We start from the raw sequence: 13,853 nt of genomic DNA, 5'->3' as shown, positions 1-13,853 counted from the left end.
ATGGCTATGCCGGTCGAACGTCGCACCGAACTCCTTTACTACACCGCCGTCGATCGGGACTTCTTCGAAATCCATGGCAACCGTGCGATCGACGAGGGCGATTTCGTCGAGCCGGTACGTCGTACCTTGCCGGCCGACTGGCGGATGCATCGCTCCGGCGTATGGATGCACTGCCTGCCCCCCGGTGCGCCGTTGCCGATGCAGGGCTGGAAGATCCACGTGTCCTCCGTGGTGTCCACGGCGGGGATCGTACTGTCGATCACGGCCGCCACCCTGGCCGCGATGGGCGTGGCATTCAAATTCGCTGTCGATGCGCGCATGCATGCGTCGATGAACGGCAAGCGGTGGCCACGTGGCGCATCGGGAAAGTTCATCACCGTCTATCCGAAGGATCCGAAGGCCTTCCGCGAGGTGCTGGAAGAGCTGCAGGCGGTGCTTGCCGGCTTCGTCGGCCCCTACATCCTCAGCGACCGTCGATGCCCGGGATCGAGCGTCGTGCATTACCGTTTCGGCGGTATCCGCGGCGATCACGCGGTGTCGGCGGGCGGTCAGCGCGAATATTTCCTCCGCGGCCCGCATGGCGAGCGGGAGCCGGATGTCCGCGCCGCTTACGTCAACCTGCCCGACTGGGTACGCGATCCGTTTCCGTCCGACGTTCCGGCGACGGAGGCCTCGGCACTGCGCCTGCATGCCGGGCGCTACGACGTGCGCAGCGCGCTGGCCTTCTCGTCCGCTGGCGGTATCTACCTCGCCGTGGATCGCGACATGGGCCGCCGCGTGGTCATCAAGGAAGCGCGTCCGCACGTCGGCGGCGCGCAGTCGTCGACCTCGCTTCTGCTGAAAGAGTACCGGCTGCTGCGGCAGCTGGCGTCCTCGGGCATCACGCCCGCGCCCGTGGCGTACTTCCTGGAATGGGAGCACCACTACCTGGTCGAGGAATACATCGAGGGCCAGACCCTTCGTCGCTGGCTGGCCGCACGCTACCCGTGGCTGAAGACGCGTGCCACGCGAGCCGATGTCGCCCGTTTCCTGCACGAGGTGTGCGATGTGTTCGCGCGCATCGCTCAGGCGCTGGAAACGGTCCATGCGGCACGCATCACGCTGGGCGACTTCTCGTTCCACAACATCATGGTCGAGGACGACGGCCGCGTGCGCATCATCGACCTGGAAGCCGCGGTGGAAGACGGTCTGGACCGCCCTTCCGGCCTGTGCACGCCGGGCTTCGCCTCGCGAGCGCCGCAACGCGACGGGCACGCCAGCGCTTGCGCCGAGGATCGTTACGCCTTCGGCGCCAACCTCTTCGCGGCGCTGATGCCGGTCAACGCGATGTTGCCGCTGGACCCGCAGGCGGCCTCGCGCTTCGCCCGCTGGATGTGCGGCGGCATGGGCTATCCGGATGCACTGGTCGATGCGGTCACCCTGCTGCTGGACGGCGAGCCGGCCCGGCGTCCCTCGCCGGTGGCGGTGATGCAGGACCTGCGCAGGACGCTGGCCGAGCTACCGATCGACGACCTGCCGGTGGCGCACCTGCGCGGCGCGGTGGCACCGGTGGACAACGCGGCGGGCGAGCTGTTCCGTTACATCGGCGAGCGCGCGGCGCATGCGCGACCGGATCGCTACGTACCGGCCGACCCGCAGGTTTTCGAGCGGCATCCCTGGGGTGTGGCCTACGGGGCGGCCGGCATCCTGCATGCCTACCAGCGCAGTGGCCGTTCCGCGCCCGCCGGCTTGCTCGAATACCTGGTGGCGGGCGCGCGCAGTGGCGAAGACCGCGGCAGCGACCTGATGCACGGCGACGCGGGCATCGCCTGGACCCTGCTCGACGCGGGCGAGCATGAGCTGGCCGTGCGGTTGCTGCGCGCTTCGCCCGTGGACGGCCCCATCCGCGAACGACCCGGCCTGCACGATGGCCTGGCCGGCTGGGGCCTGGCACGTATCGCCGCGTGGCGCCACACGCGCGACGCCTCGTTCCTGGCGGATGCCGTCGCCGCCGGCGAAGCGCTGCTGGTATCCGGACCGGCCGTGGCCGGCAAGCGCGGTTGGCATGCCGGCGATACGTATCAACCCGTGGGCCTCGGCCAGGGTGCGACCGGTGTCGCCCTGTTCCTCCTTCACCTGTCACTGGCCACGGACAAGGGCCGTTACCTGGACGCCGGCCGCGAAGCGCTCGCCTTCGATCTCGACCACCATGGTGTCAACGCCGACGGCGAACGCACCTGGCGACGGGAGGTGGACGGCGTGGCGTTGCTGCCCTATCTGCGGCACGGCACCGCCGGCGTGCTGGCCGTCGTGGCGCGGTTTCTCGTCGTGACGGGCGAGGACGCCTATCGCGACATCCTGTTGGCCAGTGAGCCCGATCTCATGCGTGGCCACGCCATCTCGCCCGGCGTGGCCGACGGGCTGGCGGGCATCGGCGAAACCCTGCTGGACCTGGCCCGGGCCTTGCCCGACCGGGCCGCGCATTATCTCGGCCAGGCGCATCGCATCGCCGCCGGGATCGAGCCGTTCCTGGTCCGGCGGCCCGGGGGGCTCGTGGTCCCGGGCACCGAATTGCTGCGCTTCAGTTGCGACCTGGCCACGGGCAACGCGGGCGTGGCCGCTTTCTTCGATCGCCTGTGGCACGGCGGACCGGCCTCGTTCATGCTCGACGACCACCTGCCGGTCAGGACGGCGCGCGGGGAACCGGTGCTCGCCTAGAGACGAAACTTCGCCTCCATCAGGTAGGTCCGCGACGGGTAGGGGTAATACACGTAGTAGCGGCGATCGGTGAGATTGTCGACGCCCACGCCGAGATTCACGTGGTCGCTGGCCTGCCATTGCAGCTTGGCGTCGAAGGTCAGGAAATCGCTGGCGCCGCCGAACGTGTCGGGGTGGATGTCGCTGTGGTCCAGCGTGTTGTACTGGCGCCCCGAATACCGCCCGGCCAGGGTCAGCGCCACCGCTTCGGTGGCGTGCCAGGTGGCCACCAGGTTGGCGCGCCAGCGGGGTATCCGATAGAACTGCTTGCCTTCCGAGGCCGGGTTGCGCCGGTTGCGCACGGTGGTGGCCTGCGTATAGGCGGCGTTGGCCGTCAGGTCCAGCGTGTCCCACACCACGCCGCGTCCGTCGTAGCTGGCCTCCGCGCCACGCGTACGCACCCGGTCGACGTTCTGCACGTTGGTGACATTGGGAAACACCGTGGTGTCGGTCTGACTGAACAGCGCGTTGCGGGTGTCGCTCCGGTACAACGTGAAGCGGGCTACGCCGTGTACCTGGTACCACTCGGCCGACAGCTCACGGGAGAGGTCGTTCTCCGGCTTGAGGTTCGGATCGTTGTTGGTGAACGCGATGCCGTTGAAGCTGCCCTGGAACAGTTCGTTGACCGTGGGAAAGCGGTAGGCGCGTGCGCCGGACAGGCGCAGCAGCAGGCTGTCGCTGGCCGCGTAAGACAGCGACAGCTTGGGCGAGGTGTGCGACTCGTCGCGTTCCGGGTAGGTCACGGCCGCCGCTGCCGTCGCGCGCTGGCCGCCGAAGGCCCGCCACTGTTCGTAGCGAGCGCCGCCGGTGAGGCGCCAGCGCTCGTCCAGCTGCCAGGCATCCTGCACATACACCGCCTGCGTCTGCGTGCTGCCGCCGTTGCCCGCCGTCTGCGCGCCGGCGTCGCCGCGGCGCCAGGCAGACAACAGGTAGCTGGCGTTGTCCAGCCGATAACCGTCGACGTGATACCCGAAGCTCACCGTATGCGTGTTGTCGGCCAGGCCGTCCGGCGTGTGGCTGGCGCGCAGGTCGAACGTGCGCCACCGGCTGCCGTCACCCGCGGTGAGCAGGCCGCTGCCGTCGTAGGTCACGGCATCGGCCACGCGGTCGCGGTTGCGGTCCATGTCGAAGTACGACGCGTTGCCCTCGATGTTCCAGCCGCTGTCGCGATGCGTGCCGAGCGAGGCGCCGTAAAGATAATTTCGGCTCTGCCGCGTGCTCGGCGCGAAGAAGTTCGCCGGCAGCGTGTATGCCCGGCCGTCGATGCTCACCGGACCCGACCACACCGGCTGGCCGGCGCCATCGCGCAGGAAGGTCGCCGTGCGGTGGGACAGGTCCTGGTTCCAGTAGCCGGCGGTGATGCCACCGGTCAGGTCGGGCGTGAAGTCGTAGGTAAGGCGCAGGTGCGCCTCGTCCTGGCGGGTCGCTTCCTGGCCCTCGCTGTTGATGCCGAGCACCTCGCGCGGCAGGCCGTTGGTGCCGGTGTCGGCGATGGCGCCCGTCACGGGCTGGGCGGTGCCGGCTCGGGTCGACCGGTTCTGCGTGGCATAGACCAGCGGCTGGCCGTTGGACTGCAGGTGCGCCACGCCGATGAGGAAGGCGAAGCGACCCGAACGGTCGCCCAGGGTGGCGCTCTGCCGGCTGCCCCCGTAGTTGCGGTCCACACCGTAGGTATCGACATGCTGGGTGAAGGCCTGAACCTCGCCGGTGACCTCCAGCCGCTCGGGCATGCGCGTGGTCATCAGCACCGTGGCACCCATGGCGTTGCCGGGATAAAGCGCGGAATAGGCGCCGTAGATCACCTCGACGCGCGCCAGGTTTTCGGGGAAGGCCATGGACCAGCGCGGGGGATTGCCCCAGCTGTTGCCGAGCAGGTTGGACAGGAGCAGGCCGTCGAGGTAGACCAGCCCGCGCGCGCTCTGCTGGTTGCTGGTGCCGCGCACGGAGAAGGTGGCGTTCTCGTCGCCGATGAACCGCTTGCGGATACCGAACGACGGCAGGTACTTCAGCGCGTCCTCGGTGTTGACCACGTTGAGGCGATCCAGTTTCGCCGCATCCAGGGTCTCCACGGCCGAAGGCATGTCGGGGTCGACCCGCGAGCCGTGGCTGGCCGCGGAAACGCGCACTTCGCGCAAGGTGGTGGTCTGCGGCGCGTCGGGCGTGGCGGGTGTATCGGCCGCGTGGGCCGACCACGCGGTGGCGCCGAGGGCGCAGGCAACGGCGTGCGCGATCGCGCGCCCGGAGAATGAAGTCAGGGGCATGGGAGGTCCGTGGGTCGGTGGCATGGGTCGCGTGGAAAGGAGCGATCAGGCGTACGTGGCGACCGGTGGACCTCGGGGTGGAGCATGGAAGCGCGAGGGGGAGGCGATATCGTGCGGACGGGGCACGACCGGATCGATGTGCGTCGCGACGTGCGCCACGCCGCCGATGAAGAAGCTGCCGCCCAGCGCCGGCACCTGCGCGAACAGGGTGCAATAGCCGCAGGCGCCATCGGCGTCGGCGTCGTGGTGGTCCGCCCCGCCGTCGTGATGCGCGGCGGGCGTGCCTTCGCACCAGGCGCCCAGCTCGGGGAAGGCGAAGGCCGGCAGCGTGCGCGAGACCGTGGGCGCGAGCACGGTGAACCAGACGGCGACGATCGCCATCCAGCCCAGCCAACGCATTCGACCCTGCCCTCGACGCACCGTGGCGCTCCCTTCGATTCGACCCTGGATAAGGGTCCAGGGATGATGTCACGCCCGGAGGCGAAAATACCGTGGCACGTTGTCGCTGTGCCTGCCACGACAGGCAATTCGGGGCGGCGTGGTCCTCACGTTTTCCTGTCGCGGCCTCGGTCATCGTGCGCTCCCCCACCGAGGACGCCCACATGCCCGATCTCCGCTACGACTCCGCCTCGCCCGTTCGCGAGGGTTCACCGTTTCCGCGCGGAGCGACCTGGGATGGCAACGGCACCAATTTCGCCCTGTTCACCGCCCACGGCACCCGCGTGGAAGTGTGCTTCTACGACGAGGCCGGCAACGAGACGGGCCGGATCGACCTGCCCGAGTACACCGACGAGGTGTGGCACGGTTACGTTCCCGGCGTCGGTCCGGGCCAGTTGTACGGTTACCGCGTGCACGGTCCGTACGAGCCGCAGAACGGCCACCGGTTCAATCCGAACAAGCTGCTGCTCGATCCGTACGCGAAGCACATCGTCGGCGAACTGACCTGGGCCGACGAACTCTACGGCTACACGGTAGGCCACCCCGACGGCGACCTCAGCTTCGACGAGCGCGACAGCGCCCCGTTCATGCCCAAGGCCATGGTAGTGGACACCTCGTACAAGTGGATCGAGCATGGCAAGCCGTCGGTGCCCTGGAACCGCACGGTGATCCAGGAGACCCATGTCCGCGGCTACACCATGGGCCACCCGGCCGTGCCGGAGAACCTTCGCGGCACGTTCGCCGGCCTGGCCACGCCCGAGGTGATCGACTACGTGCGTGGCCTCGGTGTCACCTCGGTCGAGTTGCTGCCCGTGCATGCTTACCTCGACGACCAGCACCTGCTCGAACAGGGGCTGCGCAACTACTGGGGCTACAACACCATCGGCTTCTTCGCGCTGAAGACGCGCTACATGTCCAGCGGCGACCCGCGCGAGTTCAAGGACATGGTGGCGGCGTATCACCGTGCCGGGCTGGAGGTGATCCTGGATGTGGTCTACAACCACACCGCCGAAGGCAACGAGATGGGGCCGACGCTGTCTTTCAAGGGCATCGACAACGCCAGCTACTATCGCCTGGCCGAAGACAAGCGCTATTACATCAACGACACCGGCACCGGTAACACGGTGAACCTCAGCCATGCGCGCGTGCTGCAGATGGTGACCGACTCGTTGCGCTACTGGACGACGGAGATGAACGTCGACGGCTTCCGTTTCGACCTGGCCACCATCCTTGGTCGCGAACCCTACGGTTTCGACGAGAACGGCGGGTTCCTCGACGCCTGCACGCAGGACCCGGTGCTCAACCAGACCAAGATGATTGCCGAGCCGTGGGATTGCGGCCCCGGGGGCTACCAGGTGGGCGAGTTCCCGCCGGGCTGGGTGGAGTGGAACGACAAGTTTCGCGATACGGTGCGGGCGTTCTGGATCGGCGAGGAAGGCAAGCTGACCGAATTCGCCCGCCGCTTTACCGGCTCGGCCGACCTGTTCGACAAGCGCGGCCGCCGCCCGTATGCGTCGCTCAACTTCATCACGGCGCACGACGGCTTCACGCTCCGCGATCTGCTCAGCTACAACGGCAAGCACAACGACGCCAACGGCGAAGACAACCGCGACGGCTCGGACAACAACCATTCGTACAACCACGGTGCCGAAGGCCCCACGGACGACGAGGGCATCCGCGCCACGCGCCAGCGGCAGTCGCGCAACCTGCTGGCCACGTTGCTGCTCGCCCAGGGCACCCCGATGCTGCTGTCCGGCGACGAGCGCGGCAACACGCAGGACGGCAACAACAACGTCTACGGCCAGGACAACCCGCTCAGCTGGATCGACTGGGAAAACGATCCCTCCGACGGTGGACTGGCGCAGTCGGTACGCGAGTTGCTGGCCCTGCGCGAGCGCTACCCCATCCTGCGCCGTGGCCGCTTCCTCAATGGACGCTACGACGAGGAATCGGGTATCCGCGACATCGTCTGGCTCAATCCCGGCGGTGGCGAAATGCAGCAGGAACACTGGGACGATCCGCGGGCCCGGTCCATCGGCGTGCTGCTGGACGGCCGTAGCCAGGCGTCCGGTGTGCGCGAGCACGCGGCTGACCAGACCGTGCTGATCCTGATCAACGCCTTCGATGGCGGCGTGGAATTCGCGCTGCCGGAGGGTCGCTGGAGCGTGGCCTTCTCCAGCGACGAGGATCTCGCCGTGGACACCGTGGCGCAGGACGGCAAGCTGATCGCGTCACCGCGCAGCTTCGTGGTACTGGCCGCGGGGTGAGGGCAACTATCCCCATGCAGCTCCGGTCGCTCCTCGCGCTGTGCCTCCTTGCCGGCCCTGGCCTGGCGTCGGCCGCCGACCTGACGGTATCGGCCGCGTCCAGCCTCACGGACGCGTTCCGGGCGGTCGGCACCGCGTACGAAACCGCCCATCCCGGCACCCACGTGGTGCTCAATGTCGCGGCATCCGATGTGCTGCTCAGGCAGATCGCCAACGGCGCGCCGGCGGATGTCTTCGCGTCGGCCGACCAGACGGCAATGGACAAGGCCGTCGCCGCCGGCGCCATCGATGTGGCCACGCGGCGGGACTTCGCCAGCAATCGCCTCGTGCTGATCGTTCCGAAGGATGCCAGCGTGCATGTCGGGTCGACGGCCGACCTGCGCCAGCCGGCGGTCAAGCGCGTGGCCTACGGCGATCCGGCTTCGGTGCCGGTGGGTCGTTACACCCAGGCCGCGCTGCAGCAGCAGGGCCTGTGGGAGGCGGTATCGGCCAAGGGCGTACTTGCCCAGAACGTGCGGCAAAGCCTCGATTACGTCGCACGGGGCGAAGTGGACGCGGGCTTCGTGTTCGCCACGGATGCCACCGTCATGAAGGATCGGGTGAACGTCGTTGCCACGGTGCCGACGCCGCGCCCCATCCGCTATCCCATCGCCGTGGTCGCGGGCACGGCGCATGCGGCCGACGCGGCGTCGTTCTCGGCGTTCGTGCAGTCGGCCGATGGTCGGCGCATCCTGGCGTCGTTCGGTTTCCAGGCGCCCTGAGGCACCGTGGGAGCCGCCTGGATTCCCCTGGCGCTGTCGCTCAAGGTGGCGCTCTGGGCCACCGCGATCAACCTCGTGCTCGGCGTCGCGGTAGCCTTCGGCCTGTCCCGCTGGCGTTCACCGGCACGCGATGTCGTGGACGCGGTGCTGACCCTGCCGCTGGTGTTGCCGCCCACGGTACTCGGCTATTACCTGCTGGTGCTTCTCGGCCGCCGCGGCCGCGTGGGGGCGTGGCTGCACGAACTGGGAATCGATCTGGTATTCACCTGGCAAGGTGCGGTGATCGCCGCCACGCTGGTTGCGTTCCCGCTGGTGCACAAGGCCGCCCGCGCCGCCTTCGAGGCGGTCGATCCGCAACTGGAAAGCGCCGCCCGCGTTCTCGGCCTGCGCGAGGCCGCGGTGTTCTTCCGCGTGTCGCTGCCGCTGGCCGCGCGCGGCATCACCGCCGGCGTGCTGCTCGCGTTCGCCCGCGCGCTGGGTGAGTTCGGGGCCACGCTGATGATCGCGGGCAACCTGCCGGGGCGTACGCAGACGCTTTCCGTCGCGATCTATACCGCCGTGCAGGCCGGCGACGATCGCTCTGCCGCCCTGATGGTGGCGGTGACGTCCGTGACCTGCGTGGCCGTGCTGCTGCTCGCCGGCCGGCTCGCGCCGGACCCTGTACGGCGGATGCGCCCGTGACGGTCGACGTGGCGCTGCGCACGACGCTGTGTGCCGACGAACGTCGCTTCACGCTGGATGTGGCGCTGCGCTCGGACCATCGCCGCATCGTGCTGTTCGGTCCTTCCGGTGCGGGCAAGAGCCTCACGCTGCGCGCCATGGCCGGCTTGATCGTGCCGGAGGCCGGTCATGTTCGTGTCGACGGCCGCACGCTGTTCGATGCCGGCACCCGCGTGAACCTGCCCCCGCGCCAGCGCGGCCTGGCTTACGTGTTCCAGGACTACGCGTTGTTTCCCCACCTGACCGTGGCACAGAACATCGGTTTCGGGCTGCGTGGCGGCTGGCTCAATCCGTCCCGCCGGGGCCGGGATGCGCGCGTGGAGCACTGGCTGGCTGCGTTCGAACTGGCCGGCGTGGCCGACAGCTACCCGGCGCGGATCTCCGGGGGCCAGCGCCAGCGCGTGGCCCTGGCCCGCGCGCTGGCGACGGAACCGAAGGGACTGCTGCTGGACGAGCCGTTCGCCGCCCTGGACCCCGCACTGCGGGGGCGCATGCGCGACGAATTGCTGGCCATGCAGGCCCGGCTGGACCTGCAACTGATCGTCATCACCCATGATCCGGCCGATGTGACGGCGCTGGAAGGGGATACCTTCGAACTGTGCGAGGGCAGGGTGGTCGGTCGGTCACGGCCATCGTCGCGGTCGTGGGATCATGGCGCCTTTCCCGGGCAGCGTCCCATGGCAGAGTAACGCGGTGACGCACACCCACAACGAACCACCCCCGAAGCACGCCACCCACCGCGCCGCCAAGTACCTGCTGGCGGCGGCGTTCGTGGGCGTGGCCGCCTTCCTGCTGCACCGCTACATCGCACGGATGTCGTGGCACGACATCCGTGCGGCCCTCGAGCGCATCCCGCGCTGGCATGTCGTGGCATCCATCGGCGCCACGCTGGTCAGCTGGGGCTGCCTCACCGCGTACGACGTGTTCGCCGTGGAGACGGTGGTGCCAGGCCGGGTGCCGATGCGGATGAAGCTCTTTTCCGGTGCCACCACGCACGCCATCTGCAATGCCCTGGGCTTCCATGCCATCACGGGGACGGCGCTGCGCTATCGCATGTTGTCCACACGCGGGGTGGGCGCGGCCGATGTGGCGCGCGTGGTCGGCCTGGTCGGCTTCGCGGTGGCCCTGGGCTTCGCCTCGGTCACCGCGATCGCGCTGCTGCTCGAACCGTCCATCGCGCACGGCTGGGGGCGCTGGCCGGGTGTCGCGCTGGTGATCCTTTTCGTCGTCCTGCTGCGCTGGCTGGCGGGCAAGCACGACGAGCTGACCCTGTGGAAGTTCTCCACCCCGGTGCCGTCCGCGCGCTCCGCCGGCGCGCAGATCGCCATCGGCACGCTGGAAATGATCGCCGCCATCGCCGCCATGTACCTGCTGCTGCCCGTCGATATCGCCGGCAGCTTCCTCGACTTCGCGCCGATCTACGTCGGCGCCATCCTCGCGGGCATCATCAGCAACACGCCCGGGGGCATCGGTGCCTTCGAGGCACTGACCCTGGCGGCGTTCCCGCAGGAACAACGCGCCACCGTGCTCGCGGCGCTGCTCGCTTACCGGGTCATCTACGGGCTGGGCCCGTTCGTCCTCGCCTCGCTGGCGCTGGGTGGCTTCGAGCTGCGTCGTCGTCGCACCCGGGGCATGGCGTGACCCGCTGCCTGCGGCGGGTCGGCCTGGGCGGGCTGTTGCTGGCCCTGGGGGCATGCGCCGTGCCGCATGCCCGCCGCACCGATGTGCTGTTCTGGAACCAGCCGCAGCGCGAAGCCGCCTTCCGGGCGATGGATACCCATTACGCAAGCAACGTCGTCCACCACGGCACACCGTATCCGCTGCCTGCCGGCACGCCGCTGCATCCGCGCTTCGCCGACGGCACGACGCTCGAGCGCTACATGGCCGACCACCACGTGGCCGGCATCATGGTGGTCCAGCACGGCAAGGTGCGCCTGGAGCGCTACGGCCTGGGTGCCGGGCCCGCCACGCGATGGACGTCGTTCTCGGTCGCCAAGTCGTTCACCGCCACGCTGGTCGGCGCGGCCCTGCACGACGGGGCCATCCACGGCCTGGACGACAAGGTCATCCGCTACATCCCGGAACTGGCCGCGGGTGCGTACCGCGACGTCACCGTGCGCCAGTTGCTGACCATGACCTCCGGCGTGCGCTGGAACGAGGACTACGCCGATCCCGCCTCGGATGTCGCGCGCATGTACGAAGGCACGCGCCAGCCCGGCGTGCCCCTGCTGGTCTCGTACATGGCCGCGCTGCCGCGCCAGTTCGCGCCCGGGCAGCAGTGGGTCTACAAGACCGGCGAAACCGATCTGGTCGGCATCCTGGTCACGCGTGCCACCGGCAGGACGCTGGCCGCGTACCTCGCCGAGAAGGTCTGGGAGCCGTATGGCATGGCCAGCGACGCGTTCTGGCTGAAGGACGATGTGGACGGGACGGAAGCCGGTGGCTCCGGCGTGTCGGCCACGCTGGGCGACTACGCGCGCTTCGGCCAGTTCCTCCTCGATGGCGGCAGGGCGGGTGGACGGCAGGTGCTGGACGACGGCTGGCTGGCGGACGCCACGGCGAAGCATGCCGACATCGGCGCACCCGGTCGGGGCTACGGCTACCAATGGTGGACCTACGACGACGGCGGCTATGCGGGCATCGGCATCTTCGGCCAGCTGCTCCATGTCGATCCGGCGCGGGAACTGGTCATCGTGCAGCTGGCCGCATGGCCCGTCGCGACCAGCGATGCGGAGGCGCTCGCGCGGGCGGCGTTCGTCAGGGCCGTGATCGCGGGGGCGGGCGACTGAGCCATGCCGGGGGCGTAAACTGTGCCGTCCCCCACCGATCGCAAGGCCCATCCCCATGGCCCTCACCTGGAACGACCTCATCTGCACGCCCGACAAGGATGCCATCGACGCACTGGCCGAATCCTGGGCGTGGCGCATCGGCGACGGCTATACCCCGCTGTTGTTCACCGCCCTGGGCGACCTGTTCTACGAGGCGGACGAGGGCGGCATCTTCTGGCTCAACACCGGCACCGCCGAACTCGAGCGTGTGGCCGAGAGCGTGCCGGGCTTCAACCAGTTGCTGCGCGAGGAGATCGCGGACGAATGGCTGCTGCCGTCGCTGGTCGAAGCGCTGCTGGAGGCCGGCAAGATACGCGCCGAAGGCGAGTGCTACACCTACGTCACGCTGCCCATCTTCGCCGAGGGCGAATACACCGTCGACAACCTCAACCCCGTGCCGGCCATCGAGCATTTCGAACTGACCGGCTCGGTCCTGCAACAGATGCAGGACCTGCCCGACGGCACGGCAGTCAAGATCGACATCACGCACTGAGCGCGGTGTCGAGCGCCCAGCGCACCCCATCCGCCTCGAAGCAGAGCGTGGAGCGATCGCCGGCCTCGCCACCGAGGCAGCGTTCGATGAAGCGGCTGCCGAAGCCGCGCCCGACGGGGACACTCACGGCCGGGCCGCCCCGTTCCTTCCAGACCAGCCGGAGGCGCTGGCCGCCGGCCTCCATGCATGTCCGCCAGGTGATCGCGACCCGGCCCGTGTCGTTGGACAGCGCGCCGTACTTGACCGCGTTGGTCAACAGCTCGTGCAGCGCCATCGTCAGGGTGACCGCCATCTCCGCGCTCACGACCAGGCAGGGCCCTTCCAGGCGGATGCGCCCGCCGCCGGGGTCGAGCGGGGCGCAGGTGGTGGCGACGAGGTCGCGCAGCGGAACCGTTTCCCAGGCGTTGGCGACCAGTTGGTCCTGCATCGAGGCCAGCGCGCGCAGGCGACCGCCGAAGCAGGCGATCGCGTCGGCCATCGGCCGATCCTCGCGGAAGGTCTGCTCGGCCATGGCCTGCACCACGGTGAGCGTGTTCTTCATGCGGTGGTTCAGATCGTTGATCAGCACGCGCTGGCTGTGCTGCGCATCACGATGCTCGGTGATGTCCGTGCCGCTGCTCCAGTAACCGGCGAACACGCCGTGGCGCGTGAAGCGCTCACCCCTCGCGGCGATCCAGCGATAGCTGCCGTCGCGCCGACGCAGCCGGTAGTCCAGTGCATACGGTTCGCGCGCGTCGAAGGCACGGGCAACAACGGCGGCGTGCCGGTCCCTGTCTTCCGGGTGGATGCCGTCGATCCATCCGCTGCCTGCTTCCTCGGCGATCGAGCGACCGGTGAAGTCGAGCCAGGTTCGATTGAACCAGTCGTCGTGGCGATCGGCGCCGGTGCGCCGGATCAGGATCGGGGCGACCTCCGCCAGTTCACGGAAATCCGGCTCGTCCGCGCAGCGGGCGCGGTCGAAGGGAAGGGTGGCGCGCTCGCTCATCGTTATTCACCGTCGCTGTCCGCGCGTCGCCTTGCTCCCCCGGCGCGGATTGTCCATGGCGGCCCGGCTGACATCCGTGCAGTCGCACCGTCCGCTCATGTGCGAGCGGACGGCGGCACCATAACGTAAGGCTTTTACGCACGATAGGAGCGCACGCGCTGGTCGTGAACATCGTCACGCCCGCACGAATGCGCTCGTTTTTTCAGAATTATCCTATTGCCACGTTGCCCGTGTTGGCATGTTGCCCGACAAACGCCCGAACGCAGGCGCCGTTATGCCAGAATCCGGTCGCGGCGGTGTCATCGGGCACGCGCAGGATGGATCAGGGATTACGTAGGACACCCGGCGCGCCGCCTTCGCGGCG

At 68.9% G+C, this 13,853-nt stretch carries 11 protein-coding genes; 8 read left to right on the top strand and 3 right to left on the bottom strand.

What is annotated here, in order from left to right:
* Positions 1 to 6 precede the first annotated feature (6 nt).
* Positions 7 to 2,697 (top strand): class III lanthionine synthetase LanKC, encoded by a 2,691-nt coding sequence (gene lanKC / locus ACVKN3_RS06420; protein WP_354513457.1) that lies wholly within the window; start codon positions 7 to 9, stop codon positions 2,695 to 2,697.
* Here the strand turns inward: lanKC and ACVKN3_RS06415 are convergent.
* The gene (locus ACVKN3_RS06415; RefSeq protein WP_354513459.1) at positions 2,694 to 4,997 is read right to left on the bottom strand and encodes a TonB-dependent receptor; all 2,304 of its coding nucleotides are present in this window, start codon (positions 4,995 to 4,997) and stop codon (positions 2,694 to 2,696) included. The genes lanKC and ACVKN3_RS06415 overlap by 4 nt on opposite strands.
* Positions 4,998 to 5,042: 45 nt before the next feature.
* A complete protein-coding gene (locus tag ACVKN3_RS06410) occupies positions 5,043 to 5,396 on the bottom strand; it encodes a DUF2946 domain-containing protein (RefSeq protein ID WP_354513461.1) in 354 nt (117 codons plus the stop codon).
* 203 nt (positions 5,397 to 5,599) lie between these two features.
* Here ACVKN3_RS06410 and glgX point away from each other — a divergent pair, with 203 nt between their 5' ends.
* From glgX to ACVKN3_RS06375, 7 genes are read left to right on the top strand one after another with little or no spacing between them, the layout of a single operon-like run.
* Complete coding sequence (gene glgX / locus ACVKN3_RS06405) at positions 5,600 to 7,702, top strand: glycogen debranching protein GlgX (protein ID WP_354513463.1); 2,103 nt, start codon at positions 5,600 to 5,602, stop codon at positions 7,700 to 7,702.
* A 14-nt stretch (positions 7,703 to 7,716) separates the two neighbouring features.
* Positions 7,717 to 8,463 carry a molybdate ABC transporter substrate-binding protein gene (gene modA, locus ACVKN3_RS06400; RefSeq protein WP_354513465.1) on the top strand — a complete coding sequence of 249 codons (747 nt, stop codon included), beginning with the start codon at positions 7,717 to 7,719 and terminating at the stop codon, positions 8,461 to 8,463.
* 6 nt (positions 8,464 to 8,469) lie between these two features.
* The gene (gene modB / locus ACVKN3_RS06395; RefSeq protein ID WP_285403861.1) at positions 8,470 to 9,144 is read left to right on the top strand and encodes a molybdate ABC transporter permease subunit; all 675 of its coding nucleotides are present in this window, start codon (positions 8,470 to 8,472) and stop codon (positions 9,142 to 9,144) included.
* Complete coding sequence (locus tag ACVKN3_RS06390) at positions 9,141 to 9,872, top strand: ABC transporter ATP-binding protein (protein ID WP_354513467.1); 732 nt, start codon at positions 9,141 to 9,143, stop codon at positions 9,870 to 9,872. Before modB ends, ACVKN3_RS06390 begins: the two co-directional genes overlap by 4 nt.
* A gap of 4 nt (positions 9,873 to 9,876) precedes the next feature.
* A complete protein-coding gene (locus ACVKN3_RS06385) occupies positions 9,877 to 10,824 on the top strand; it encodes a lysylphosphatidylglycerol synthase transmembrane domain-containing protein (RefSeq protein WP_456991394.1) in 948 nt (315 codons plus the stop codon).
* Entirely contained in the window at positions 10,821 to 11,972 is a 1,152-nt protein-coding gene (locus ACVKN3_RS06380; protein WP_354513471.1) for a serine hydrolase domain-containing protein, read from the top strand. The genes ACVKN3_RS06385 and ACVKN3_RS06380 overlap by 4 nt, the downstream gene beginning before the upstream one ends.
* 55 nt (positions 11,973 to 12,027) lie before the next feature.
* The gene (locus ACVKN3_RS06375; RefSeq protein WP_285403869.1) at positions 12,028 to 12,504 is read left to right on the top strand and encodes a T6SS immunity protein Tdi1 domain-containing protein; all 477 of its coding nucleotides are present in this window, start codon (positions 12,028 to 12,030) and stop codon (positions 12,502 to 12,504) included.
* Here the strand turns inward: ACVKN3_RS06375 and ACVKN3_RS06370 are convergent.
* Positions 12,494 to 13,489 carry a sensor histidine kinase gene (locus ACVKN3_RS06370; RefSeq protein ID WP_354513473.1) on the bottom strand — a complete coding sequence of 332 codons (996 nt, stop codon included), beginning with the start codon at positions 13,487 to 13,489 and terminating at the stop codon, positions 12,494 to 12,496. The two genes, ACVKN3_RS06375 and ACVKN3_RS06370, sit on opposite strands and share 11 nt — an antisense overlap.
* Positions 13,490 to 13,853: the final 364 nt, after the last annotated feature.

It is taken from the genome of Luteibacter sp. PvP120, assembly GCF_054055715.1.
The sequence above is the reverse complement of the archived record's forward strand: the minus strand, read 5'-3'. Positions and strand labels throughout refer to the sequence as shown.